This window comes from Mesoflavibacter sp. (assembly GCF_964226795.1).
GTDB classification, from domain to species: Bacteria; Bacteroidota; Bacteroidia; order Flavobacteriales; family Flavobacteriaceae; genus Mesoflavibacter; species Mesoflavibacter zeaxanthinifaciens.
In genome coordinates this window covers 54293-80512 of sequence record NZ_CAXQQP010000007.1, presented here as the reverse complement: position 1 = coordinate 80512, position 26220 = coordinate 54293, and the positions used below count along the sequence as shown (strand labels likewise).

Annotated in this window: 27 protein-coding genes and 1 pseudogene; 13 read left to right on the top strand and 15 right to left on the bottom strand. The window is 32.7% G+C overall.

Annotated elements, in window-relative coordinates:
- Window positions 1–50 precede the first annotated feature (50 nt).
- The 6 genes from rimM to ACEQT4_RS05580 all read left to right on the top strand — a co-directional run bounded on the left by rimM (window position 51) and on the right by ACEQT4_RS05580 (window position 5063).
- The gene (gene rimM, locus ACEQT4_RS05605; protein WP_027880901.1) at window positions 51–581 is read left to right on the top strand and encodes a ribosome maturation factor RimM; all 531 of its coding nucleotides are present in this window, start codon (window positions 51–53) and stop codon (window positions 579–581) included.
- Entirely contained in the window at window positions 574–1287 is a 714-nt protein-coding gene (locus tag ACEQT4_RS05600) for a tRNA1(Val) (adenine(37)-N6)-methyltransferase (RefSeq protein ID WP_370226456.1), read from the top strand. Before rimM ends, ACEQT4_RS05600 begins: the two co-directional genes overlap by 8 nt.
- Before the next feature lie 108 nt (window positions 1288–1395).
- On the top strand, window positions 1396–2574 hold the full coding sequence (locus ACEQT4_RS05595) for an acyl-CoA dehydrogenase family protein (RefSeq protein WP_027880899.1): 1179 nt from the start codon (window positions 1396–1398) through the stop codon (window positions 2572–2574).
- A 96-nt stretch (window positions 2575–2670) separates the two neighbouring features.
- Window positions 2671–3459: a DUF3050 domain-containing protein gene (locus ACEQT4_RS05590; protein ID WP_370226708.1), complete on the top strand. Its 789-nt coding sequence runs from the start codon at window positions 2671–2673 to the stop codon at window positions 3457–3459.
- A 2-nt stretch (window positions 3460–3461) separates the two neighbouring features.
- Entirely contained in the window at window positions 3462–4160 is a 699-nt protein-coding gene (locus tag ACEQT4_RS05585) for an SGNH/GDSL hydrolase family protein (RefSeq protein WP_370226455.1), read from the top strand.
- 9 nt (window positions 4161–4169) lie between these two features.
- Window positions 4170–5063, top strand: coding sequence for a metallophosphoesterase family protein (locus ACEQT4_RS05580; protein ID WP_370226453.1), 894 nt, complete (start codon window positions 4170–4172; stop codon window positions 5061–5063).
- A 56-nt stretch (window positions 5064–5119) separates the two neighbouring features.
- On the opposite strand, the gene ACEQT4_RS05575 is transcribed toward ACEQT4_RS05580, so the two are convergent.
- The 8 genes and pseudogenes from ACEQT4_RS05575 to trmB all read right to left on the bottom strand — a co-directional run bounded on the left by ACEQT4_RS05575 (window position 5120) and on the right by trmB (window position 10259).
- Window positions 5120–5455, bottom strand: coding sequence for a ferredoxin (locus ACEQT4_RS05575; protein ID WP_336129655.1), 336 nt, complete (start codon window positions 5453–5455; stop codon window positions 5120–5122).
- A gap of 32 nt (window positions 5456–5487) precedes the next feature.
- Window positions 5488–5838: a four helix bundle protein gene (locus ACEQT4_RS05570; protein ID WP_370226452.1), complete on the bottom strand. Its 351-nt coding sequence runs from the start codon at window positions 5836–5838 to the stop codon at window positions 5488–5490.
- Window positions 5839–5873: 35 nt separating this feature from the next.
- A pseudogene (locus ACEQT4_RS05565) lies at window positions 5874–6926 on the bottom strand (NAD(P)/FAD-dependent oxidoreductase).
- A 184-nt stretch (window positions 6927–7110) separates the two neighbouring features.
- A complete protein-coding gene (locus tag ACEQT4_RS05560; RefSeq protein WP_223077572.1) occupies window positions 7111–7350 on the bottom strand; it encodes a NifU family protein in 240 nt (79 codons plus the stop codon).
- A complete protein-coding gene (locus tag ACEQT4_RS05555) occupies window positions 7351–8490 on the bottom strand; it encodes a P-loop NTPase (RefSeq protein ID WP_370226450.1) in 1140 nt (379 codons plus the stop codon).
- A gap of 135 nt (window positions 8491–8625) precedes the next feature.
- The gene (locus ACEQT4_RS05550) at window positions 8626–8955 is read right to left on the bottom strand and encodes an MGMT family protein (protein WP_106679793.1); all 330 of its coding nucleotides are present in this window, start codon (window positions 8953–8955) and stop codon (window positions 8626–8628) included.
- Window positions 8952–9581 carry a LysE family transporter gene (locus tag ACEQT4_RS05545; RefSeq protein WP_027880890.1) on the bottom strand — a complete coding sequence of 210 codons (630 nt, stop codon included), beginning with the start codon at window positions 9579–9581 and terminating at the stop codon, window positions 8952–8954. Before ACEQT4_RS05545 ends, ACEQT4_RS05550 begins: the two co-directional genes overlap by 4 nt.
- Window positions 9582–9584: 3 nt before the next feature.
- Window positions 9585–10259 carry a tRNA (guanosine(46)-N7)-methyltransferase TrmB gene (gene trmB, locus ACEQT4_RS05540; protein ID WP_027880889.1) on the bottom strand — a complete coding sequence of 225 codons (675 nt, stop codon included), beginning with the start codon at window positions 10257–10259 and terminating at the stop codon, window positions 9585–9587.
- A 209-nt stretch (window positions 10260–10468) separates the two neighbouring features.
- On the opposite strand from trmB, the gene ACEQT4_RS05535 reads away from it, so the two are divergent.
- Window positions 10469–11524, top strand: a complete 1056-nt coding sequence (locus tag ACEQT4_RS05535; RefSeq protein WP_370226449.1) for a glycosyltransferase — start codon at window positions 10469–10471, stop codon at window positions 11522–11524.
- Here ACEQT4_RS05535 and ACEQT4_RS05530 read toward each other — a convergent pair.
- Window positions 11505–12467 carry a sensor histidine kinase gene (locus tag ACEQT4_RS05530; protein ID WP_370226448.1) on the bottom strand — a complete coding sequence of 321 codons (963 nt, stop codon included), beginning with the start codon at window positions 12465–12467 and terminating at the stop codon, window positions 11505–11507. The two genes, ACEQT4_RS05535 and ACEQT4_RS05530, sit on opposite strands and share 20 nt — an antisense overlap.
- Window positions 12468–12546: 79 nt before the next feature.
- Entirely contained in the window at window positions 12547–13230 is a 684-nt protein-coding gene (locus tag ACEQT4_RS05525; protein WP_027880886.1) for a response regulator transcription factor, read from the bottom strand.
- Between the two features lie 270 nt (window positions 13231–13500).
- Here ACEQT4_RS05525 and ACEQT4_RS05520 point away from each other — a divergent pair, with 270 nt between their 5' ends.
- From ACEQT4_RS05520 to ACEQT4_RS05510, 3 genes are all read left to right on the top strand, one after another.
- On the top strand, window positions 13501–15867 hold the full coding sequence (locus ACEQT4_RS05520) for a lamin tail domain-containing protein (RefSeq protein ID WP_370226447.1): 2367 nt from the start codon (window positions 13501–13503) through the stop codon (window positions 15865–15867).
- A 95-nt stretch (window positions 15868–15962) separates the two neighbouring features.
- Window positions 15963–16760 (top strand): T9SS type A sorting domain-containing protein, encoded by a 798-nt coding sequence (locus tag ACEQT4_RS05515; RefSeq protein WP_370226445.1) that lies wholly within the window; start codon window positions 15963–15965, stop codon window positions 16758–16760.
- Between the two features lie 73 nt (window positions 16761–16833).
- Window positions 16834–17814 (top strand): acyl transferase, encoded by a 981-nt coding sequence (locus ACEQT4_RS05510; protein ID WP_370226444.1) that lies wholly within the window; start codon window positions 16834–16836, stop codon window positions 17812–17814.
- 207 nt (window positions 17815–18021) lie between these two features.
- Here the strand turns inward: ACEQT4_RS05510 and tyrS are convergent, their stop codons facing one another.
- Window positions 18022–19332, bottom strand: a complete 1311-nt coding sequence (gene tyrS / locus ACEQT4_RS05505; RefSeq protein ID WP_370226443.1) for a tyrosine--tRNA ligase — start codon at window positions 19330–19332, stop codon at window positions 18022–18024.
- An 87-nt stretch (window positions 19333–19419) separates the two neighbouring features.
- Here tyrS and ACEQT4_RS05500 point away from each other — a divergent pair, with 87 nt between their 5' ends.
- Complete coding sequence (locus ACEQT4_RS05500; protein ID WP_370226442.1) at window positions 19420–20430, top strand: NAD-dependent epimerase/dehydratase family protein; 1011 nt, start codon at window positions 19420–19422, stop codon at window positions 20428–20430.
- A gap of 10 nt (window positions 20431–20440) precedes the next feature.
- Here the strand turns inward: ACEQT4_RS05500 and ACEQT4_RS05495 are convergent, their stop codons facing one another.
- From ACEQT4_RS05495 to ACEQT4_RS05485, 3 genes are read right to left on the bottom strand one after another with little or no spacing between them, the layout of a single operon-like run.
- Window positions 20441–20881, bottom strand: coding sequence for a DUF4296 domain-containing protein (locus ACEQT4_RS05495; RefSeq protein WP_370226440.1), 441 nt, complete (start codon window positions 20879–20881; stop codon window positions 20441–20443).
- A gap of 6 nt (window positions 20882–20887) precedes the next feature.
- Window positions 20888–22234 carry a dihydroorotase gene (locus ACEQT4_RS05490; RefSeq protein ID WP_027880881.1) on the bottom strand — a complete coding sequence of 449 codons (1347 nt, stop codon included), beginning with the start codon at window positions 22232–22234 and terminating at the stop codon, window positions 20888–20890.
- Between the two features lie 6 nt (window positions 22235–22240).
- Window positions 22241–22966 carry a polyprenol monophosphomannose synthase gene (locus ACEQT4_RS05485; RefSeq protein WP_370226707.1) on the bottom strand — a complete coding sequence of 242 codons (726 nt, stop codon included), beginning with the start codon at window positions 22964–22966 and terminating at the stop codon, window positions 22241–22243.
- A gap of 108 nt (window positions 22967–23074) precedes the next feature.
- Between ACEQT4_RS05485 and ACEQT4_RS05480 the strand changes: the two genes are divergently transcribed.
- Together ACEQT4_RS05480 and ACEQT4_RS05475 are read left to right on the top strand one after the other, a co-directional pair.
- A complete protein-coding gene (locus tag ACEQT4_RS05480) occupies window positions 23075–23719 on the top strand; it encodes a DUF4271 domain-containing protein (protein ID WP_370226439.1) in 645 nt (214 codons plus the stop codon).
- Between the two features lie 22 nt (window positions 23720–23741).
- Window positions 23742–24491 carry a uroporphyrinogen-III synthase gene (locus ACEQT4_RS05475; RefSeq protein ID WP_027880878.1) on the top strand — a complete coding sequence of 250 codons (750 nt, stop codon included), beginning with the start codon at window positions 23742–23744 and terminating at the stop codon, window positions 24489–24491.
- An 80-nt stretch (window positions 24492–24571) separates the two neighbouring features.
- Here the strand turns inward: ACEQT4_RS05475 and pckA are convergent, their stop codons facing one another.
- Window positions 24572–26188, bottom strand: coding sequence for a phosphoenolpyruvate carboxykinase (ATP) (gene pckA / locus ACEQT4_RS05470; RefSeq protein WP_336129665.1), 1617 nt, complete (start codon window positions 26186–26188; stop codon window positions 24572–24574).
- Window positions 26189–26220 lie beyond the last annotated feature (32 nt).

The window sequence follows — 26220 nt, the reverse complement described above, 5'->3', positions numbered from 1 at the left end:
TTAAACTCCGATAGTCGCTATCGGAGTTTTTTATGTTTAAAACTTTCCTTATGGATATAAATGAATGCTTTTACGTTGGTAAAATTGTAAAAAAATACAGTTTTAAAGGAGAATTACTAATAAAATTAGATACTGACGAGCCTGAACAATTTGAAAACCTTGAGTCTATACTTATTAACTTAAGAGGTAATTTAGTACCTTTTTTTATAGAAAGTTCACAACTACACAAATCTGAATTACTACGTGTTAAATTTGAAGAAGTAGACACAGAAGATGATGCAGATAGCTTAATGAAAAGCGAGTTATACTTACCATTAAGCTTTTTACCAGAGTTAGAAGATGATAAGTTTTACTATCATGAAATTATAGGTTTTAAAGTTGAAGATAAGAACTTTGGAAACGTTGGGATAATTTCCGGTGTAAATGATAGCACAGCTCAAGCACTGTTTGAAATTGACAGAAATGGGACAGAGATTTTAATCCCGATGAATGACGAGTTTATCTCTAAAGTAGACAAATCCAACAAAACCATTTTTGTAGAAACACCAGAAGGACTAATAGATCTTTACATTAATGAATAACCCTTTTCAATTCAAGCAGTTTACAGTTAAACAAGACCAATGCGCCATGAAAATTGGCACAGATAGCGTCTTACTTGGCGCTTGGACACCATTAAAAGACAATCCTTTTTCTATTTTAGATATTGGTGCTGGCACAGGAATTTTATCATTAATGTTAGCCCAACGTAGTAACGCACAAGTTATTGATGGTCTAGAAATAGACGAAAATGCATATGAACAGTGTGTAGACAACTTTGAAAACTCTCCTTGGTCAGACCGATTATTTTGTTATCATGCCGATTTACAAGAATTTGCCGAAGAAATTGAAGATAAATATGATCTAATAATTAGCAATCCGCCGTTTTACGCAGAACATTTTAAAACTGATAACCAGCAACGTGACATGGCGCGTTTTCAAGATGCGATGCCTTTTGAACATCTTGTGGTTTGTGCAGCTCACCTTTTGGAAGACAACGGAAGATTTTCAGTAATTATACCTTTTAGTGAAGAAGACCGATTTATCAATCTTGCTCAAAAAGTAGATTTATTTCCTAACCAAATACTTAACGTAAAAGGTAATCCAAACGCTGATATAAAAAGAAGTTTGATTAGCTTTAGTTTCCACGAAAGTGAAATACAAAAAGAAGAATTGATTATAGAAACCCAAAGACATCAATACACAGAAGACTACATAAATCTTACTAAAGATTTCTACTTAAAAATGTAGTTTTAATTGGGCAATGAAAACGATTTCGTTATTTTTGTTAACTATAAAATTGTAAACAATATACTGTTACATATATCATTAAGCAACAGTTTAAACTATACTTATCTAATGAAACCAGATTTATTTGAAGCTCCAGATTACTTAAATCTTGACGATTTATTAAACGACGAACATAAATTAGTACGCGATGCAGCTAGAGAATGGGTTAAACGTGATGTTTCTCCTATTATTGAAGAGTATGCACAAAAAGCAGAATTCCCAGAACAAATTATTGATGGATTAGCCGAGATTGGCGCATTTGGACCATATATCCCAATGGAATATGGCGGCGCAGGATTAGACCAAATTTCTTATGGTTTAATCATGCAAGAGATTGAACGTGGCGATTCTGGTGTACGTAGTACTGCTTCTGTACAGTCATCTTTAGTAATGTATCCTATTTTTAAATATGGTAACGAAGAGCAACGCAAAAAATACTTACCAAAATTAGCTTCTGGAGAATGGATGGGTTGTTTTGGTTTAACCGAGCCTGATCACGGATCTAATCCTGGCGGAATGGTTACTAATTTTAAAGATATGGGCGACCATTATCTTTTAAATGGTGCTAAAATGTGGATTAGTAACGCACCTTTTGCTCAAGTTGCTGTTGTTTGGGCTAAAAATGAAGAAGGTCGTATACACGGTTTAATTGTAGAGCGTGGTATGGAAGGATTTTCTACTCCAGAAACTCACAACAAATGGTCGTTACGTGCAAGTGCAACTGGCGAGCTTATTTTTGATAACGTAAAAGTGCCAAAAGAAAATTTATTACCTAACAAATCTGGACTTGGCGCACCATTAGGTTGTTTAGATTCTGCAAGATATGGTATCGCTTGGGGCGCAATTGGTGCTGCAATGGATTGTTACGATACGGCATTAAGATACAGTAAAGAGCGTATGCAGTTTGGTAAGCCAATTGGACAATTTCAATTACAACAAAAAAAGTTAGCCGAAATGATTACAGAAATCACTAAAGCACAACTATTAGCTTGGCGTGTTGGTGTGTTACGTAATGAAGGTAAAGCAACATCTGCTCAAATCTCTATGGCTAAACGTAATAATGTAGATATGGCTATAAAAATTGCTCGTGAAGCTAGACAAATGTTAGGCGGAATGGGTATTACTGGAGAGTATAGCATTATGCGTCATATGATGAATTTAGAAAGTGTAATTACTTACGAAGGTACGCATGACATTCATTTATTAATCACAGGTTTAGACATCACTGGATTAAATGCTTTTAAATAAGCTATAGATTTTACATTTCTATAAATAGTTAATAAATATAAAATGCACCTTAATTTTAGAGGTGCATTTTTTATTTTTGTTAAAAATGAAAATGCTATGACTATTAATGATATTGAAAAACCAATTGATCCTCTTAAAAATCAATTGCTTAATCACAGTTTATACAATAAAATAAAATCTATAGAAGATTTAGAAATCTTTTTACAACATCATGTTTATGCTGTTTGGGATTTTATGTCGCTACTTAAAGCACTTCAAAATAAATTAACTTGTACTACAATACCTTGGTTGCCTACAAAACATCCTGAAACAAGATATTTAATTAACGAAATTGTTCTTGCCGAAGAAACCGATGTAGATATTAATGGTAACCATAAAAGCCATTACGAAATGTATTTGGACGCTATGGAAGCTTGTGGCGTTTCAACGACTAACATTAAAACATTTTTAGAAACTTCAGAAAGTTTAGGTAACATATTCGTTGCAATAAGAAATAGTAATTTACCTCAATCGCTAAAGAACTTTTTAGAGTTTACATTTAGTGTAGCAATAGAAGGTCAACCTCATCAAATTGCTGCTGCGTTTACCTTTGGTCGCGAAGATTTAATCCCGAATATGTTTACTGAAATTTTAAAAAATTTCCAGCAAAACTTCCCTGAAAAAGACCTTTCTAAATTAGTGTATTACTTTGAAAGACATATCGAATTAGATGCTGATGAACATAGTCCTATGGCGCTTCAAATGATAGAAGAGCTTTGTGAAAATGATGAGAAAAAATGGAAAGAAGTTGAAGACATCTCAATAGAAGCTTTACAAAAACGAATCGCACTTTGGGATGGTATTGAAAACGCAATTTTAGAAAGTAAAGAAGTTGTATCTTTATAGTTATGAAACAATTAACGCTTTTTATTTCTGTTATTTTTATATTGTTTTTGTGCTGTAATGTAACAGATAGTAATCAATCTAACAATATTGAAACACTACAAACAACCAATTACAGACTATTATCCTTAGGCGATAGTTACACGATTGGAGAAAGTGTTTGCGAAACGTGTCGCTTTCCAGAACAACTTAAAGACAGCTTAATTAATAATACAGAAAATACTGCTTTCAATTTAAAGGTTGTAGCAACAACAGGATGGACTACGACCAATTTATTAAACGGAATTAGCAACGAAAATCTACCAAACAACTACGATTTAGTCACCTTACTAATTGGTGTAAATAATCAATATCAAGGAAAAGATTTTTCAATTTATGAAACCGAATTTCCAGAACTAGTTGATATTGCAATTACAAAAGCAAAAGGCGATAAAAATAGAGTTATTGTCGTTTCCATTCCTGATTATGCGTTCACACCTTTTGGAAACGGAAACACAACTATTTCTTCAGAAATTGATACATATAACGCTTTCGCGGAAAATTATTGCAACGCTAATAACATTACTTTTGTAAACATTACAGACATAACCAGAAACGGATTAGAAGACACAGATTTAGTTGCTTCTGATGGTTTGCATCCTTCCGAAAAAGCCTATAGTTTATTTGTTGAACGTTTATTACCTTACGCTTTAGAAAAACTTTAGCGTAAGATTATGTTTTCAGCAAAGAAAAGATTAGACCGAGCTTATCAAAACGCTCACGTTGTTCCGTTTGATGACGACTCCAAATTTATACTATTTAGCGATTGTCATCGTGGTGATAATAGTTTTGCAGACGACTTTGCCAATAACCGAAACATCTATTACCACGCATTAAAGCACTACTACGTTGAAGGTTTTAATTATGCCGAACTTGGTGATGGTGATGAGCTTTGGGAAAACATTTCTTTCTCCTCCATTTTAAACGCACATAAAAACGTTTATGAATTAATGCAACTGTTTCATAAAAAGAACCGTTTGCATATGATTTGGGGAAATCATGATATGGTGTATCGTAATCCTGATACAGTCAAAAAAAACCTATCTACCTATTTTGACCCAAAAGTTGGCGAAGAAGTAGAACTTTTTAGCGATATTAAATATCATGAAGCTATAGTTTTAAAACACAAAGACAGAAATCAAGAGATCTTTTTAACACATGGTCATCAAGCAGATTGGTGGAATTACAACTTCTGGAAATGGAGTCGGTTTTTAGTTAGAATTTTATGGAAACCATTAAATGTTATGGGAATAGCAGATCCAACAAGTCCTGCAAAAAACTACAAAGAATTAATTAAAGTAGAACGTCGTACCAAAAAATGGATTACAGACAATAACAATTTAATGACAATTGTTGGTCATACACACAGACCACGTTTTCCAGAACCTGGTGACATTGCTTTTTTTAATGATGGTAGTTGTGTACACCCTAGAAGCATCACTGGTATTGAAATAGAAAATGGGGCAATATCTTTAATAAAATGGCAAATTGCTACTAAAGAAGATGGTACACTTCAAATTGTAAGAGTATTGTTAGAAGGACCAAGAAGATTGGTAGATTATAGATAAAAAAATTCCTGCATAAAGCAGGAATCTATTTATAAAATTGAATTTCAATTAAAAAATTAACTTTCAGGAGCAAGCTCTACTTCTAAGCCTTCAATTTCTGGCGTGATTTGTATTTGACAACCTAATCTTGAGTTATCTTTTACATAAAACGCTTCGCTTAGCATTGCCTCTTCGTCATCTTGCATTTCTGGTAATTCGGTATCGCTTAAAACATAACATTGACAACTTGCACACATAGCCATACCTCCACAAATACCAATAGTACCTTCTGGTGCTAGCTCGTAACTACGTACAACTTCCATTAAATTCATTGCCATATCTGTTGGTGCTACAACTTCATGTACAACACCATCACGATCTGTAATTTTAATATTAATGTCTTGATTTTCCATTAAAAAAGTAATTAGTAGTTAGTGGTAAGTAGTTAGTCCTTAATAGATTTAATCAAACCACGTAACATTTTTGAAATTTCATTAGTGTTTTCAATAAGGCTATTAGCCTTATTTTCATTTATATAATTTAGTCGAACAGAAAGATATAACATAGATCTAACTTCACTATTTGATGACAGTGAAAAATATAGAAATCTTTTAAAATCTGTGTTTGAATTTCTGTCAAAACCTTCAGCTATATTATTTGATATAGAAACAGCAGCTCGTTTAATTTGATCTCTAAACGAGAAGTCTTTATTTTCTTGAAAATGAGCATAAATTTCTACAGCTAAATCTTGAGACTTTTGCCAAACTAACAATTCTTCAAATTTTAAAACAGCCATAAAACTTTATACTTGTTCCTTGAAACTTTCTACTCTTACTCAATCTTTTTCACTACTGCTTTTGGTGCTTCTTTACGTGTTCCATCAAAACCATCTACTCCTGCAACAGTTGTATACTTTAACACATAACGTTTACCTGGATTAATAATTTGATAAGCAGATTGACACATTAAAGTTGCTTCATGAAAACCACAAAGTATTAACTTTAATTTACCAGGATAAGTGTTAACGTCTCCAATAGCATAAATACCAGGTATGTTTGTTTGATAATCTAACGCATTGTTTACTTTAATGGCATTTTTCTCAATTTCTAATCCCCAATTTGCAATTGGTCCTAATTTTGGAGACAAACCGAATAAAGGCACAAAATGATCACATTCTTTTTTGTAAGTTTTAGCGTCTTGCTTAATGGTTACCGCTTCTACTTTGCCATCACCTTCTATACCTATTACTTCTGCTGGAGTAATTAAATTAATTTTTCCTGCAGATTTTAATTCTTGTACTTTTTCTACTGAATCTAAATGACCTCTAAACTCGTTACGTCTGTGTATTAAAGTAACTTCTTCTGCTACATCACTTAAAAAGATACTCCAATCTAAAGCTGAATCGCCTCCACCAGCAATAACTACCTTTTTACCACGATAGATTTCTGGTTCTTTAATCATGTACTCTACACCTTTATCTTCGTAATCTGCTAGATTATCTATTAAAGGTTTACGTGGCTCAAAACTACCTAATCCACCTGCTATTGCCACAACTGGTGCATGGTGTTTTGTTCCTTTGTTTGTAGTTACAATAAAAGTTCCGTCGTCTTGTTTTTCTATAGTATCTGCACGCTCGCCTAAAGTAAAACCTGGCTCAAACTGTTTGCATTGTTCCATTAACTTGTCGGTTAAATCTCCTGCTAAAATTTCTGGATATGCTGGTATATCGTAGATTGGTTTTTTAGGATATAACTCTGAACATTGTCCACCTGGTTGTGGTAATGCGTCTATTAAATGACATTTTAGTTTTAATAATCATGCTTCAAAGACTGCAAATAGACCTGTTGGTCCTGCGCCTATGATTAGTATATCTGTTTTAATCATTTTTTAGATTCTTTTTGTGCAAATGTAAAAGGTTAATGTGTTGTGGCTTATGACTTTTGTCAGCTTTACGCTTGCGTTAGCGATAGTAGTGGCATCCTTTTTTTGCTAACTGTACTTTGATTTTTAGTCTATAGGTAGTTGCAAAAAAAGATATAACGGATAGCGCGACCCTTGAGGTAACGCCCTAAACACCAACGTTTGTAACTTTTTCTATCTGTGGAGCGTATTTTTTTATAGTCATCTCTACACCAGATTTTAAAGTCATTTGGTTGACACTACATGAGGTACATGCACCTTGAAGTTGTACGATAACCTCGTTATTATCTATAGAGATTAACTCTATATCTCCGCCATCATTTTGTAAAAATGGACGGATTTCTTCTAGAGCTTTTTCTACGTTTGTTTTTAGTTCTTGTGCTGTCATTTATTTTTTATTTACCGCAGAACAACCTGCCATAGTTGTAATTTTTATCGCTTCGGTTTCTGGTAAGTTTTCGTTACGATTTACCACTTCTTGCACGACGTTTTGTGTTAGTTTTTCAAAAGCTTTCTCGATTGGTGTTGCGACTTGCATTGCTGCTGGACGACCAACATCTCCTGCTTCTCTAATACTTTGTACTAAAGGAATTTCTCCTAATAATGGCACATCTAAATCTTCTGCTAGATGTTTTGCTCCTTCTTTACCAAAGATATAGTATTTGTTGTTTGGCAACTCTTCTGGTGTAAAGTAAGCCATATTTTCTATAATTCCTAAAACAGGTACGTTTATACTGTCTTGCTGGAACATAGCCACTCCTTTTTTAGCATCTGCTAAAGCTACGTTTTGTGGTGTACTTACTACTACTGCTCCTGTAATTGGTAAGGATTGCATAATACTTAAATGAATATCTCCTGTTCCTGGAGGCAAGTCTAATAGTAAGAAATCTAGCTCGCCCCAAGCAGCATCAAATATCATTTGATTTAATGCTTTTGCAGCCATAGGTCCGCGCCAAATTACAGCTTGGTCTGGTTTTGTAAAAAAGCCTATAGATAATATTTTTACACCGTAATTTTCTACAGGTTTCATTTTGGATTTACCGTCTACTGTTACAGATAATGGTTTTTCCATTTCTACATCAAACATAATTGGCATTGATGGTCCATAAATATCTGCATCTAAAACACCTACTTTAAAGCCCATTTTTGCTAACATAATTGCTATGTTAGCGGTAACTGTAGATTTACCTACACCACCTTTACCCGATGCTACTGCAACAATATTTTGAATACCTGGTATTGGTTTTCCTTTAATGGTGTTTGCTTGTGGTTTTTCTGGCGCGTCAACCTTTACGTTTACTTTTATTTTTGCTTTTTCGTACACATGTTTGTGTATGGCTTGCAAAATTTCTACTTCTGTTTTTTTACGTGCTTGTAATGATGGGTTTTTTATTGTAATATCTACTATAACTTCGTCTCCAAAAGTAACTACGTTAGTTACAGATCCGCTTTCTACCATGTTTTGCCCTTCGCCTGGTACTGTTATAGTTTCTAGTGCTTTAAGTATATCTTGTTTGCTTAACTTCATCTTTAAAATATTGTGCTAAAAATCAATTTTTTAACGTGTTTTATAAAGGCTATTTCTAAAATGCAAATATACTACTTATTAAGTGAAGTTAAGCTGTTGTTATTGCAAGTTTTTTTATGGTGAAATAAGGGAAATTTATAAACTTTTAGAAGGATCCCAAAACACCATTTCAAAATTTTGAATTTGATTATCTTTCACCTTAACACCTTCGCTTTCTAACAGCTGTTGCATTAGGTTGGTACCTTCAAAATGATGCTTACCGGTTAACAAACCTTTTCTGTTAACTACACGATGTGCAGGTACATCTTTGTTATGAGAGCCATTCATAGCGTAACCTACTAATCTTGCGCTTCTTTTTGCTCCTAAATAATTTGCAATTGCACCGTAAGATGTTACTCTTCCATAAGGAATCTGTCTTGCCACCTCATAAACCTTCTCGTAAAAACTTAAGGTTTCTGGCTTCATAAGTCTTTAATGATATTAATTAGCGTGACTATTGCTATAACTGCTGTGATGATACCGATACTAAAGTTCATGTTTTTTTGAGACTTTATACGTTTGCTTTTAATTTTTTCGAATAAAAACACATACACATAAAGCATTACAAAAGTACCAGTTGCTGCTCCTGCGACGTAAGATGCAATACCAGTTTTATCAAAAGTTAACCATCCAAAACCTGCTAAAGTCAAACTCATATAAGCTTGGTAAGGTATTGGGAAAACGTTTAAAGCAGATAACAGCATACCATAGAAAAAACGACTGTGTTTACTGCGTCTGGTTTGTTCTATTTTGGGTTGTGGTTTCTTTTTAGCTAAAACAAAAAAGTAAATAGCGATTAACACAAAAAGTACAAAAGCAACACGTTGTAGTATTTTTATTATCTCTGGATGCTTACTTAAATACCTTGCAAATATTACTGCTATTAAGGTTTGAAAAATAACAACAACACAAACACCAACAGAAAAAACCAAACCACGATTATAGCCTTCTTTTAAGCTAATTTTTGCTGCTGTCATATTAAGCAATCCTGGTGGTATAACACCTACTAATGCAATAATTAGACTTAAAAAAAATGTAATTGTAAGGCCCAAAGGTTATTTTATTTTAAATCTAATATACGTAATTGGTTTGTTTTGTTCTAAATATTGACCTTCGTAAAAGGTTTGTATACTTGTAACTTCTTCTGGACTTCCTTCTTGTCTATACACATCGTTGTTAGAGTACAACACTTCATGTCCTTCGCCATGTAACAGACCTAAGGTGTAACCATGCATAAACTCAGAGTCGGTTTTAAGATTCATTACGCCATCTGGTTTTAATACTTTTTTGTAGCGTTTTAAAAACTCAGAATTGGTCATGCGGTGTTTTGTACGCTTATATTTAATTTGTGGATCTGGAAAGGTGATCCAAATTTCATCCACTTCGTTTTCTGCAAAAACATATTCTATTAATTCTATTTGAGTACGTATAAATGCAGCGTTTGGTATGTTTTCTTCTACAGCTGTTTTTGCGCCTCTCCAAAAACGTGCGCCTTTTATATCTATCCCTATAAAGTTTTTATTCGGATATTTTTTTGCTAAAGCAACTGTATACTCGCCTTTACCGCATCCTAACTCTAGAACAATTGGGTTATTATTTTTAAACACTTGTGCATTCCATTGTCCTTTGTATTGGTAATCCATATCTACCAACTGACTTCTTGTTGGTTGAAATACATTATCAAATGTTTCGTTTTCTTGAAATCGTTTTAATTTGTTTTTGCTTCCCACTTGTTTTAACAATTTGTTATTTCCGGCGTAAAATTAAGGAAATATACCTTAGTACTATTATACTTATCTTTGAAATTAGCTTTTTTGCGTTAAGGATGGAAGTGACATCCTTTTTTTGCTGCCATATATGGCAAAAAAAGATATAACGGACAGCCTGACCACTTGCACTGAGCGTAGTCGAAGTGTGTGGTAACGCCCAAATTTTTATAATGAAAAAAAGAATTCTTGTTGCGCCTCTTAATTGGGGAATTGGTCATGCTACACGTTGCATACCTATTATTAATGCGTTAATTGAACAAAATTTTGAACCTGTTATTGCTTCTGATGGTGCTGCTTTAGCACTACTTAAAAAAGAATTTAAACAGGTTATCTTTATCGAGTTGCCTGCTTACAATGTTACTTACTCTAAATCTAAATCTAGCTTTAAATGGCGTCTTTTTAGACAACTACCTAAGATTAAAAAAGCTATTTTAAAAGAACATTTAGCAATTAAAAAAATTGTACACGATTATGCTATTGAAGGTATAATCTCTGATAACAGAATGGGTGTATATAGTTCTAAAATTCCATCGGTGTTTATTACTCATCAGCTTAATGTTTTAAGCGGAATGACCACAAAGTTAAGCACCTCTTTACATGATTATTATCTTAAAAAGTTTGACGAATGTTGGGTACCAGATTTTGAAAACACACCTAATTTAAGTGGTAAATTAGGACATGATTTTACTACTAAACTTTTACCTATTAAATATATTGGCGCATTAAGCAGGTTAGAAAAAACACTTATTCCTTCTAAGTTTGATATCATGGTCTTGTTATCTGGTCCTGAGCCACAACGTGGATTATTAGAGCAAAAATTATTTAAAGAATTAGCAGACTATAATGGTAATATCTTATTTGTAAAAGGTAAGATTGAAGGTGAGCAACGTATTGAAACCAAGCAACAGTTTACCATTTATAATTTTATGACTTCTGCAGATTTACAAACAGCTTTAAATAGTTGTAATTTGGTAATTTCTAGGTCTGGATATACTACTGTTATGGACTTAGCTAAATTAGGTAAAAAAGCATTTTTTATTCCTACACCAGGACAGTTTGAACAAGAATATATAGCCCAAAATTTAAACGAACAAGGTATTATACCTAGTTGTAACCAAAAAGAATTTTCTTTAAAGCAACTTGATAGAGTTAAAGATTTTACTGGATTTGATGCTTTAGATTGTAAAACAAACTTTAGTGATTTGTTTAAGCTTTTTCTAGAGTAAAAGAAAACTCGCTACCTACGTTTTCTTCACTTTCTACATAGATTTTTTCGTCGTGTGCTTCTATAATGTGTTTTACTATAGATAGCCCTAAACCAGATCCGCCTTCTTTACGCGATCCGCTTTTGTCTACACGGTAAAAACGCTCAAAAAGTCTTGGTAAATGTTCTTTACCTATACCTTCGCCATTATCGGTAACTCTTACTATAACTTTGTTTTTAATAAGTCTTTCTATACTAATCTCTGTAGTACCGTTTTGATGACCATATTTAATAGAGTTTACTACTAAGTTGGTTAACACTTGCTGGATACGCTCTTCATCACCTTTTACTAGTATTGGTTGTTTGTATTCCATATCAAACATTAGACTAATTTTTTTCTTAGCAGCTTTCATTTCTAGTAAGTCAAAAACACTTTTTACTAGATCTACAATATCAAAAGTGGTAACATTAAGTCGTAAATCTCCTACTTCTAATTTGGTAATCATATCTAGGTCTTTTACGATATATATTAATCGTTCTACACCTTTGTTGGCTCTTTCTAGATATTTTTCGGCTACGTTTTTATCTTTCATTGCGCCGTCAAGCAATGTTTCTATATAACCTTGTACTGTAAATAATGGTGTTTTAAGCTCGTGCGATACGTTACCCATAAACTCTTTACGGTATTCTTCTCTAACCTTTAAAGTTTCTATTTCTAACTTTTTGTCTTTGGCGTATTTATCTATTTGCCTGGTTAGCGTAGCCATATCTGTAGTAATACTATGCTTTCTAAAACTAGCAGACTCTAATAAGGTAAGGTCTTTGTAAATTTTGTTTATTCTTTTATAGATGAATTTTTCTACTCTATATTGAATAATTAAAAAGGAAAATGAATACGTAAAAAAAGCAAAAAACAGTATATGTAATATGTTTATTGCGTAAAACATATACAAAAAAACACTCATTAAGAGCGTTAAAAATACGGTGATTAAAAACGAAGTTTTTAATGCAAACTTGTATGTTTTTTTTAGTTTCAAATAAAAGTTATTCTACAAACTTATAGCCAACACCTTTTACGGTTTTAAAGCTATCGTCGCCAATTTTTTCTCTTAGTTTTCTTATGTGTACATCTATGGTACGTCCGCCAACTACGACTTCGTTACCCCAAACGCGGTCTAAAATATCTTCTCTTTTAAAGACTTTACCTGGTTTTGATGCCAACAAAGATAAGAGTTCAAATTCTTTTCTTGGTAAAATAATCTCTTCGTTTCCTAAAATAATCTTGTATTCGTCTCTATTAATGGTAAGTTTACCAATTTTTATAACCGATTGGTTAGTATCTTCAGATTTTAATCGTCTTAAAAGTGCTTTTACTTTACTTATTAATACTTTTGGCTTAATTGGTTTAGTAATATAATCGTCTGCACCAGCATCAAAACCTGCTACTTGAGAGTAGTCTTCTCCTCTTGCGGTTAAAAATGTAATAATTGTGCTGCTTAATTCTGGTACTTTTCTAATAGCTTCGCAAGCTTCAATACCATCCATTTCTGGCATCATCACATCTAATATAATAAGGTGTGGTTTTTCTTTTTTTGCTTTTTTAACAGCTTTAATACCGTTATCTGCAGTAATGACTTGGTAACCTTCTGCACTTAAATTATAGCCTACTATTTCAAGAATATCTGGCTCGTCGTCTACTAAAAGAATTTTAATATCTTTCTTATTCATCAGAATGACTTTGTGTTAAAATAATAACGTAAAGATAAAATTATTAAAATTAAATTATCTATTTAATCCATTGATAACAATTAAATAACATTAATTACAACTTATAACCTAACCTAAGTTTTTAGGTTTATGTAATTTACAATCTTTTGCTTACCAAGTAGTTAAAATATCATGTTATATAATTGTAAAAAATAGCATTAGTGTTTTGTAACTTACTTGTAAGACAAAAATCTGTGTATATTTGTAACTCACAATTTATAACTATTAATTATGAAAAAATTTTACTTTTTACTTTTAACGGTTTTATCACTATCATTTGTTTCTGCACAAGGAACAATTGACTTTGATACCGACGGAAACTGGAGTCCAGCACCTTCTGGGTATGGAGACTACACTTACACTGATACAAACTTCACTGCAACTGGTGTAGATGTGTTAAGAAATACAACTTCTGCACAAGATGGCTTTTCTGGTGCTTTCGGAACATATTCTTTTAGATTAAGAAATAATTCAGGTACATCCCTAACAATGATTGTTGGATCTGGTGGAATTGGAACATTTTCTTTTCAAGCTAGACGTTGGGACGGAAATCCTGCTACAAATTTTACTGTTGAAACAACTACTGATAACGGTGCTTCTTGGAGTACATCTTCTGTAATTGATGCTACTGTTACAGATGATTCTGATTGGAAAACAATTAACGGTACAATAAACAGTGCTAACTCTAATGTTGGAGTAAGAATTATATCTAATGGAACAACAGAAAGAATAATGGTTGACAACTTTACTTGGACAGCTTTTTCTACATCTTGTGGTGTAACTTTTGATAGTGCGTCTTACATCTGTAATACAAATGTTATAGGTGACAATAACGATAGTGTTACTGTACAAATCCCTTACACAGGTCTTGATGCTGCAGTTACGGCTGTAACAACTACTTCTGGTGGTACAGTTGGTGGAGATGATCCTGCTGTAACTACTGACGGAATTATTACAATTACAGGTTTAACTGAAGGTGACGCTTGGGATATTAACCTAGTTGGTGGTGATTGTGGAGCAATAACTGCTTCTGGTACGATAGCTGCCGATTTATGTGACCCAACTCCAAACACTTGTTTTGATTTAAGTAATGGTACAGAATTATTCGAACTTGTTGCTGTAACAACAAACTCTAGTGGTAACAACAACGGTACTTGGTCTGAATCTGGCGGAACATACTCTGCTAACGCTTTTTGTGGTGGTGGATGTGCTGAGCCTGTAGAAAGCTGGTTAGTATTTGGTCCTTTAGATATGACTGGTGTAACAGATTTAACTTTAGCGTTTGATGCGGCTGAAGCTTTTGGTGTAACAGATTTAAATATTGCTTATACAGATGCTTACTCTGGTTGCCCAACTGGATCTTCTTGGACAACTGCTCAAACAATAACAGCTGCTGGTTCTTACGAGGTAGACTTAAGTGCTGCTACAGGTACAGATGTGTTTATCGGTATTCAATATCTTGATGATGGTGCCGATGGTTATTCTGGTTGGGACTTATCAAACGTATCTTTAGATGCTTTTGGAGCTTGCCCAACTTTAGGAACAAGACCAACTTCTAACTGTGCGGTTTGTGATTTAATATTAGGTGAAGAAAATATCGTATGCTTAGGTAACACTACTGGAGCTGGAAACGATATGGTAACTATTGAAATTCCTTATACAGGTGTTGAAGGTACTATTACTTCTTTATCAACTACTTCTGCTGGTACAATTGGTGGAGATGATCCTGCAACTGTAACAGACGGAACAATTACAATTACTGGTTTAGGTGAAGGTGATGCTTGGGATTTAACAATTAACGGTGGTGACTGTGATGGTACAACTATCTCTGGTACTGTTTTTGCAACTAACTGCGATCCTTCTTTCTTAGTAATTAATGAGATTTTATCTGATCCAGATGCAACTACAGGTGATGCTAACGGAGACGGAACTGTTGACACTTCTCAAGATGAGTTTGTAGAATTATACAACACAGGTACTGTAGCAATAGATTTAACAGATTACATTATTGCAGATGGTGCTTCTGATAGACACGTATTCCCTGCAGGAACAATGTTAGCTCCTAACACATTTATAACTGTATTTGGTGGCGGTACGCCAACAGGTATTAGCGGTATGTCTCAAGTTGCTTCAACTGGTGTATTAGGACTAAATAACGGTGGTGATACTGTAACTATTAAAAATGCTGGCGGTGTAACTGTTGCAGAGTATACTTATGGTAGTGAAGGCGGTAACAACCAGTCTATAGCTAGAGAGCCAGACTTTACTGGTGCTTTTGTACAACACTTATCACATACAACTACTCCTGTTCAATTCTCTCCTGGTTCAGAAAATGATAATCCTGCATTATCAAACACAGAGTTTGAACAAGCTAACTTTAGCATTTACCCTAACCCAACAAACAAAGGTTATGTAAACATCAAAACAACGTCTAACAGCGCTGTAAACGTAACTGTGTTTGACTTATTAGGTAAAAAAGTAATCACTAAAACATTAAGTAACGATACATTAAACGTATCTAACTTAAAAGCTGGTGTGTACTTATTAAACATAGAACAAAACGGAGCTTCTACAACTAAGAAGTTAGTTATAGAATAAAAGCTATATTAAGCTATTGTTAAAAGAGAGTTATCTACAATTAGATAACTCTTTTTTTTTGCTAGATTTGAACTGAATTTAAATAAAACACACACATGAAAAAATTTTACTTTTTATTTTTAGCACTTATCTCACTTAACTTAAGTGCACAAATTACAACAACTATAGATTTTGATACAGCTGCTAATTGGACAACTCTTGGGTCAGGATATAGTTCTCAAGTTTACTCTGATGGTGTATTCTCTTTTACATCAAATAGTACTTTAAGAGAAACTGATGGTACTCAAGATGGTTTTGATAGAACTTATTTAAACTCTGCTTATTCTGTTAGGTTAAGAAATAATTCTACATCTAGTCTAACTTTTAATATCGCTTCTGGTGGTGTTACAACATTTGATGTTCAAGTAAGAAGATGGGACGCTAGTCCATCACCAGACTTTTCTTTAGAATACTCGATTGATGGAACAACTTGGACTAATGTTGCAACAATTAATAATACAACATTATCTGATTCATCTGATTTTACTTTATTTTCAGGAACTATAAATAGTGTTAATGATAACATCAAAATTAGATTTATTTCTAATGGGACAACTGAAAGAATAATGGTTGATCAATTTTCTTGGACTGATGCTTCAACTCTTTCAAACAAAAACTTTGAAACTGCAGAATTTTCTGTATATCCAAATCCTGTAACAAACGGTTTTGTTAATATTAAAACTACATCTAACGATCCTATTAACGTAACAGTTTTTGATGTTTTAGGTAAACAAGTTGTTAAACAAACATTAACGACTAACCGTTTAAACGTATCTAACTTAAAAGCTGGCATGTACTTATTAAACATAGAGCAAAACGGAGCTTCTACGACTAAAAAATTAGTTATAGAGTAATCCTTATTTGATATAAATTTTAAAAGCGTTGCTATTGGCAACGCTTTTTTATTTTCTATACTTTTGTAATCCTATGATAAATACAAAAGACATCTTTAACATTACTACAGAAGAGGCGTTTAAAACACATGCTTTAAACGTGTTTAAATTTCAGTACGAAAATAATAACGTGTATCGTTCTTTTTGTGATTTATTGTACAAAAACCCAAGTGATGTTACAGCACTACATCAAATACCGTTTTTACCTATTCAGTTTTTTAAATCGCACGACGTTTTAAGCGCTAACACACCAACCGAAATTACTTTTTCTAGTAGTGGTACTACAGGACAAATAACAAGTAAACACCATGTTACCAATTTAAAGGTTTACGAAGATAGTTTTAAAAAAGGATTTGCACATTTTTATGGTAATGTAGAAGATTATACCATCTTGGCGTTATTACCTAATTATTTAGAACGCGAAGGATCGTCTTTAGTCTATATGGTAGATCATTTAATTAAAGACTCTAAACAGCCTAAAAGCGGATTTTATTTAAATAATCTAGATGAATTAAAAGACACTTTACTTCAACTTGAAGATGAAGGTAAAAAAACACTACTAATTGGCGTGTCTTTTGCACTTTTAGATTTGGTAGAGCGTTATCAATTCAACTTAAAAAATACCATTATTATGGAAACTGGTGGTATGAAAGGTAAACGCAAAGAAATAATTAGAGAAGAGTTACACCAACTTTTAAAATCTGGTTTTGGTGTTGACCAAATACATAGCGAATATGGGATGACCGAACTTTTAAGTCAAGCGTATTCTAAAGGTAATGGTGTGTTTAACTGTCCGCCTTGGATGAAAATTTTAACTAGAGATACAGAAGATGCTTTAACCGTATTTGACACCAAAAAAACAGGAGGCATCAATGTTATAGATTTAGCCAATATCAATTCTTGTGCTTTTATTGCAACACAAGACTTAGGCAAACCACTTGATAACGGTAACTTTGAGGTTATTGGTCGTTTTGATAATAGTGATATTAGAGGTTGTAATCTAATGGTGTTGTAAGGACAAGTTACCACATACGACAAACTATAAACGAAAAAGAAAAATTAGATTTAGTTGATTAGCTAATTTTTGTAAAAAAGCCTGTTTTCAAAAATTTGAAAACAGGCTTTTAATTTTATTTATATTTTTAAGTATAGTGTCAGGTCTAGCGCAGTCGAGACCTTTTTTAATTTATTCAAGACTTCTCGACTGTGCTCTAAGCGATAATTAAACCACTTTTATAATAAAGGTTTTTTTCTTACCTCTATTAATAACAACATACTTATCGTTAATTAAATCTTCTGTCGTTATGGTATAATCTTCACCAACTTTGTCTTTATTAACAGCTACCGAGTTTTCTTTTAACGCACGACGTGCTTCGCCATTACTTGCTAAAAAGCTAGTCTCGGCAGACAGTGCTGCAATCATATCTAAACCAGCGTCTATTTTATCTTTACTTACCTCAGCTTGTGGCACACCTTCAAAAACATCTAAAAATAAACTTTCGTTTAACTGTTTGATATCATTTTTAAAGTCTTTACTAAAAAGGATTTGAGATGCTTTTACTGCATTTTCGTATTCCTCTTTACTGTGTACAAAGGTTGTAACTTCTTCTGCTAACTTTTTCTGTAAAGCTCTAAAACCAGGATTCTCTTTATGTTCTGCAATTAAAGTATCTATTGCGTCTTTATCTAAAAACGTAAAGATTTTAATGTACTTTTCTGCATCTTCATCTGTAGTATTTAACCAAAACTGGTAGAATTTATACACGCTAGTTTTATCGGCATCTAACCAAACGTTACCACCTTCACTTTTACCAAATTTAGATCCGTCTGCTTTAGTAATTAATGGGCAAGTCATAGCGTATGCTTTTGCGGTATCGTCGCCAACATTCATACGTCTAACAAGTTCTGTTCCTGTAGTTATGTTTCCCCATTGGTCACTTCCACCCATTTGTAATTTACAACCCATGGTTTTGTGTAAATGGTAAAAATCGTACCCTTGGATTAATTGGTAAGTAAACTCGGTAAAGCTCATACCAACGCTACCTTCTTCGCCACTAAAACGCTTTTTTACAGAGTCTTTTGCCATCATGTAGTTTACGGTAATACGCTTACCAACATCACGTGCAAAATCTATAAAGCTAAAGTTTTTCATCCAGTCATAGTTATTAACTAAAACTGGTGCGTTTTTTTCTGTAGAGTTAAAATCTAAAAAGCGAGACAGTACACTTTTAATACCAGCTACATTATGGTTTAATGTTGCTTCGTCTAATAAGTTACGCTCGTCACTTTTACCAGAAGGATCACCAATCATACCTGTTGCTCCACCAACTAAAGCAATTGGTTTATGACCTGCTTTTTTTAAATGCACTAACAAAATAATTGGCACTAAACTACCTATATGTAAAGAATCTGATGTTGGATCAAATCCTATATAAGCAGTAGTCATTTCTTTATCAAGTTGCTCTTCTGTTCCAGGCATGATGTCGTGTACCATACCTCTCCAACGTAATTCTTCTACAAGTGCGTTTGCCATCTTAAATTATTTTATTTAATGAAGCCACAAAGATAAAAATAGTGCCATAAAATCTGTACAATATCTTATATTTATTACTTTAGTAACATGATTTTAGTCACAGGAGGAACGGGATTAGTTGGCGCACATTTGTTGTTTCATTTATTAAATGAAAACCAGCCAATACGTGCTATTTATAGAAATGAAAAAAAATTTGATACCGTTAAACGTATTTTTGGCTATTATACCAACAATGCAGACGCTTTATTTGATACTATTGAATGGGTTAAAGCAGATCTAAACAATATCCCACAACTTACCGAAGCTTTTAAAGACGTTACACACGTGTACCATTGTGCTGCATTTGTAAGTTTTGAACCTGATAAGTTTAATTTGTTGCAAAAGACAAATATAAAAGGCACCGCAAATATTGTTAACTTTTGTCTTGATCATAAAGTTGAAAAACTGTGTTACGTTAGCTCTATTGCTGCTTTAGGCGCTTCTTTAAACAATAAGGCTATTACTGAAGACACCGAATGGAATAAAGAAATTGATAACAGCGTTTATGCCATTACTAAATATGGTGCAGAACTTGAAGTTTGGCGCGGTACACAAGAAGGTTTGGATGCTGTAATTGTTAATCCTGGTGTTATTATTGGACCTGGTATTTGGCGCTACGGTAGTGGCAGTTTAATAAAAATGATTTACAACGGACTAAAATATTACACCACTGGATCTACAGGATATGTTGATGTTAATGATGTTGTAAAAGCAATGATACAACTTGTAAAAAGCGATGTAAAAAACGAACGCTATATTCTAGTTTCTGAAAACTTATCTTTTAAAGATTTTTTTACCAAAACCGCTAATTATTTAGGTGTAAAACCACCACAAAAAGAAGCTAAATCTTGGTTGTTAAATATTGCTTGGCGTTTGGATTGGCTAAAACATAAATTAACTAAAAAACGTAGAGTCTTATCTAAGCAAACCGCAAATAGCGCAGTTACAACAACTATTTACAGTAATAATAAAATTAAAGACGCTATAGGTTTTGAGTTTTTACCAATGGATAAAAGTATAAAGACTACGACTAGTTTATTTAAAAACGATTTAAAGTAAAGTTTAAAACTTAATTAGTTTCTTTTTCAATAAGATTTTGGTCTAGTTTTAACTCTGCTTTCTTTAACTCTTTTTTCTCCTTTTCCTTTTTTTTCTTTTCTTTATTTTGAATGGCTTTATACTTATCTCTTAGCTTTGTAACACTGTCTTTTACTTTATCGTAAATTTTGTCATAGACTTCTATATCATGAGAATAGTAAGTGTTACTATTAACAAATTGCATACTATCTATGCCATGTTTTTTATAAATATACTCAACTGGTTTTATGCCATTATTTTCTAGTATACGCTTATTTATTCCTTTAGCAGAAGACATAATAGAAATCTCTACCAAAACATCAACCATTTTATCTTCAGAGAGTAAATCTTTTGGTTTTTCTGGTTTTTCTATATCATAACAAGACACAAACAGTGTCAAAACTAAAAGGTATAAAAGGCTACTGTGTTTCACTATAAATTATCTATCAAAAGTTAATCGTTTTGCATACTTGGTATCATAAAACTTGAAATTTTTGTATGCTAAACCACCGTTTATAAACGTATGGGTAATCCTAGATTTAAATGTAGTACCTTCAAACGGAGACCAACCACATTTATATAGAATGTTTTCTTTTTTAACAGTCCAAGGATTATTTAAGTTTACTATTACTAAATCTGCGTAATAGCCTTCTTTAATAAAACCTCGTTTTTCTACATCAAATAAGATTGCAGGATTGTGGCAAAACTTTTCTACAATTTTCTCAATTGAAATATCACCATCATGATGCATCTCTAATAATGCAGGTAAAGCGTGTTGTACTAATGGTCCGCCAGAAGGTGCTTTTGTGTAGACATTAGATTTTTCTTCAAATGTATGAGGTGCATGGTCTGTTGCAATAACATCTATTTTATCATCTAAAAGCGCCTTTAATAATTGATCACGATCTTTTTCTGTTTTTACAGCAGGATTCCATTTAATTAATGTTCCTTTTTCGTCATAATCTTTATCGCAAAACCATAGGTGATGTATACAAACTTCGGCAGTAATTTTTTTATCCTTTAATGGTATGCTATTATCAAACAGCTCGGTTTCTTTTCCTGTTGATAGGTGAAACACGTGTAATCTTGCACCTGTTTTCTTTGCTAATTCTATTGCTTTAGAAGATGATAAATAACACGCATCTTCACTTCTAATTATTGGATGAAAGTGTACAGGAATATCATCTCCGTAACGTTCTTTATAAATCTCTAAATTGGCTTTGATTGTAGCTTCGTCCTCACAATGTACAGATATTAAAAGATCTGTACTTTTAAAGATTTTTTCTAAAACTTCTGGATTATCTACAAGCATATTTCCTGTTGATGATCCTAAGAATAATTTTAATCCTGCAACTTCTTTTTTATTGACTTTAAGGATTTCTTCTAAATTATCATTTGTACCACCAAACATAAACGAGTAGTTTGCCCAAGATGTTTTTTCTGCACGGTCAAATTTATCGTTTAACGCTTCTATTGTTGTAGTTTGCGGGTTGGTGTTAGGCATTTCTATAAACGATGTAATACCACCAGCAATTGCAGCTCTAGATTCGGTTTCTATATTTGCTTTATGGGTTAAACCTGGCTCTCTAAAATGAACCTGATCATCTATTGCACCTGGTAAAACATATTGTCCTTCTGCATCAAATACATTAACATCTGCAGATTTTGGACTTATAGATGGTGCTATTTTTGTAATAATTTCGCCTTCTATTAAAATGTCTCCATTAACGATTTCTCCTTCGTTAACGATTTTTGCATTTTTTATTAAAGTGATTTTTTGATGCATAATGCCTTATTTCTTTTTAAATATACTTTTTATTTTCATAGCAATCACTCCAAAAATGGCTTCGGATATGATGCTAGAACTTAATTTAGATTCGCCTTTTATTCTGTCTACAAAAATAACAGGTATTTCTACGATTTTAAAACGTTTTAAATATGCTTTAAATTTCATTTCTATTTGAAATGCGTAACCTACAAACTTTATATCTTCTAAGTCTAGTGTCTCTAAAACTTGTCTTTTATAACATACAAAACCTGCTGTTGCGTCTTTTATACGCATTCCTGTTATAAATCTAACGTAAAATGATGCTCCATAAGATAAGATTATACGACCTAATGGCCAATTTACAACATTTACACCTTTAACATATCTTGATCCTATTGCAATGTCTGCGCCATCTACATGGCATGCTTTATATAGTTTTTCTAAATCTTTTGGGTTGTGAGAAAAATCTGCATCCATTTCAAAAATGTAATTGTATTTTTTTTCTAAAGCCCAATAAAACCCATGTATGTAGGCTGTACCTAGTCCAGATTTTTCTTTTCTAACGGACAAAAACAACTTGTCTTGATAGTGTTTTTGAAGACGCTGTACTTTTTTTGCAGTTCCATCTGGAGAATTATCATCTACCACTAAAATATGGAACTCTTTTTTTAAATTGAAAACAGCTTTTATAATTGCTTCTATGTTTTCAACTTCGTTATACGTTGGTATAATGACAATGGCGTCTTGCATTAATTCTTTTAAAAATTTAGGCAAATGTACATTTTATAGGGTTAAATGTTTATAAAAAAACCTTAATAATTGCCATTTTTTTGCTTTAAAAAGTAATAATTTTACCACGTGATTAGAGAAATTATAAATACAGATATTATTACACTAATATTTATAGTGTGCTTAATTTGTATTGCCTTAAGTAAATTAATCTACACAAAACGTTTTGAGACTTTTTCTTACTTAGTTGTTAATAACCGATACACAAAGTTATTTTCAAAAGATCAGCATTTTATTGAGCTTTTTGATGGCATACTGTTTATAAACTTGTGCCTTAATGCCGCTATCTTTTTTTACTTGTTTATAAACAGCTTGGTTGGCGAGACAATTTCGCAATTACTAATCTTAAAATATGCACTTTTGATAGCTTGCTTTTTTATAGTAAAAGTACTTTTAGAACGTTTATTATCTAGCATTTTTGAGATAGAATTGCTTATTAAAGATTACCTGTTTACTAAAACTAGTTATAGAAATTATCTAGGTTTATTATTACTACCAATTAATGCAATATTAATATACTCGGTCACTCCAAATCTTAACACACTGATTATTATAAGTTTATTAGGATTAACTGTTTTTAGTTTAGGTTTATTAACTTTTTTTAAAGCTAATCTTAATGTATTTAAAAGAAGTATGTTTTATTTTATTTTGTATCTTTGCGCTCTCGAAATCGCACCTTACCTTATTGTTTATCAATTTATAGCAATAAAATAGGCCTAAAAATTTAAAGATACTTATGAAAGTGAAAACCATTTTAGTCTCGCAACCAGAACCTAAAATTGAAAATTCGCCATACTTTGATCTTTCAGAAAAGCAGAAAGTTAAAATTGATTTTAGACCTTTTATTCACGTAGAAGGTGTATCTACAAAAGAAATTAGACAACAAAAAGTAGATTTGACTAAATACACTGCAATTATCCTAACCAGTAGAAATGCAGTAGATCACTTTTTTAGAGTAGCCGAAGAAATGCGCTTTAAAGTACCAGATACAATGAAGTACTTTTGCCAGTCTGAAGCTGTAGCTTTTTACTTACAAAAATACGTTGTTTACAGAAAACGTAAAATTTATGTGGGTAAACGTACTTTCGCAGAGCTTTCGCCATTAATCAAAAAGTATAAAGACGAAAAATTTTTATTACCAACAACAGACAAGTTAAAACCAGAAGTACCAACCATATTAGATGGACTTGGTGTAGATTGGAAAGAAGCTATTTTTTACAGAACTGTAATTAGTGACCTATCAGACTTAGCCAACGTGTACTATGACATATTAGTGTTTTTTAGTCCATCTGGTATCGAGTCTTTATTTCATAATTTTCCTGACTTTAAGCAAAACGATACAAGAATTGCTGTGTTTGGTAATACTACAATTAAAGCTGTTGAAGCAAAAGGATTACGTGTAGACATTTCTGCACCAACACCAGAAACACCTTCTATGACTATGGCTTTAGAAAAATACATTAAAGAAGTAAATAAAGGAAAGTAAAAACTTCTCTTTAAGCAGTATAAAAAAAGCGCTATCTAATTATTTAGATAGCGCTTTTTTACTTTAACACTTGGTTTGTATTACTCAGCATAACGTTGCGGTCCGCCACGTCTAATTTCTTCGCTTGCGTAAGATTCAAACTTTTCAAAGTTAGTTCTAAACGCATTAGCTAATTTAAATGCTGTTTTGTAATATTCTTTATCATTATTCCAAGTTGCTCTTGGACTTAAAACTTCTGTTGGTACACCTGGACAACTTCTTGGTTGCGCTACACCAAATACAGAATGAATGTGATAATCGTTATAATTGTATAAACCTAAATCACCATTTAATACCGCATTAATCATAGCTCTAGTGTATTTTAGTTTAATTCTGCTTCCTACACCGTAAGATCCGCCAGTCCATCCAGTATTAACTAGCCAAACGTTTACACCTGCTTCTTTCATTTTTTTGCTTAACATCTCTGCATATTTTGTAGGATGTAAAGGCATAAAAGGAGCTCCGAAACACGCTGAAAAGCTTGGTACTGGTTCTGTAATACCTGCTTCTGTACCTGCTACTTTAGCTGTGTAACCTGATATAAAATGGTAAGCAGCTTGTGCTGGTGTTAATTTTGAAATTGGAGGCAATACACCAAAAGCATCTGCTGTTAAGAAAAATATGTTTTTAGGGTTTTTACCAATAGATGGTTTTTGGATGTTATCAATATGATAAATTGGATAACTAACACGTGTATTTTGTGTGATTGAAGTATCTGCAAAATCTACAACGCCATTATCATCCATAATAACATTTTCTAAAATTGCACCTCTTTTAATTGCTCTAAAAATATCTGGTTCTTTTTCTTCAGAAAGATCTATCACTTTAGCATAACATCCACCTTCAAAATTAAACACAGAGTTTTCTGATGTCCAACCGTGCTCATCATCTCCAATTAATTTTCTATTTGGATCTGCAGACAGTGTTGTTTTTCCTGTTCCTGATAAACCAAAAAAGATAGCTGTTTCATCATTTTCACCTACGTTAGCACTACAGTGCATTGGCAACGTATTTTTAAACACTGGTAAAATAAAGTTTAAAGCAGAAAAAATACCTTTCTTGATTTCACCAGTATAACCTGTTCCGCCAATTAAGGCTATTTTACGTGTAAAATCTAAAATAGCAAAGTTATGTTGACGTGTTCCATCTACTTCTGGATCTGCCATAAAACCTGGTGCATTTACTACAGTCCATTCTGGAGTAAAGTTATTTAACTCTTCTTCTGTTGGTCTTAAAAACATGTTATAAGCAAACATGTTACTCCAAGGTAATTCGTTAATTACTCTAATATTTAGTTTGTAATTATCATCTGCGCAAGCATACGCATCTCTTACAAAAACTTCTTTATCAGAAAGGTAAGCGGTTACCTTATCATATAATTTCTGAAATTTATCCGAATCAAACGGAATATTAATATCTCCCCACCAAATTTTATCTTCGGTAATACTATCTTTTACAATAAAACGATCTTGAGGAGAACGACCTGTAAACTCTCCAGTATTAATTGCTAAAGCTCCAGAAGATGCTTCTACTCCTAAACCTTTTTCTATAGTTACATCATGTAATTGATCAGGTGTTAGTTGATATTGTACTTGTGCATTTTTGATTCCGTACTGTTCTAACGAAATCGTTTTCGTGGATTGTGTATGGTTTACCATAATTTGTTTGTGTTGTTTAAAGTGCAAAGGTA